The sequence below is a fragment of the Shewanella sp. 1180_01 genome, from assembly GCF_052850535.1.
Window position 1 is genome coordinate 1 of the sequence record NZ_VXCT01000194.1, and the last position, 426, is coordinate 426.

The 426-nt window shown below is 44.6% G+C and carries 2 protein-coding genes; both read right to left on the reverse strand.

Translation table 11 applies throughout. The features are described from left to right. The coding region (locus tag FW758_RS24820) for a transposase (protein WP_446446852.1) at positions 1–142 on the reverse strand (142 nt) is incomplete at its 3' end. 33 nt (positions 143–175) lie between these two features. After that, a partial coding sequence (locus tag FW758_RS24825; protein ID WP_446446851.1) for a transposase zinc-binding domain-containing protein occupies positions 176–426 on the reverse strand: 251 nt, incomplete at its 5' end.

The window sequence follows — 426 nt, forward strand, 5'->3', positions numbered from 1 at the left end:
GCCACTTCAGCCGTAAGCGGCCTAAAGGTAAGTAATTTATTGGAAGCCATTGATTGGTCTCTGGATTCAACCCTCCCTCTCCTAATAAGATATGAAGATGGGGGTTATAGCTCCCATTCCGCCCATGAGTATGGATAAACACGATACTGGCGATTTTAAGCGTATTACAGCGGAGTCAATCCTGAATGAGCGCCTCTAAGCACGCATGACCCACACTCATCAACTCTGAATATAATGCCCCTTGTTCTGGATGATTATAGAAAACATTCCTGAATTCACTGGGTAACGTTAACACGACTTGTCTGTAGCTCAATCCAGGTAACAGTCGGCTGGCTATTTTTTCCATACTTTCACGTGAATAGCGTTTACCGCACTGCGGGCAAGCTTTGCCTTTACAACTAAAGTTCACTGTGTGATCACCTTTAC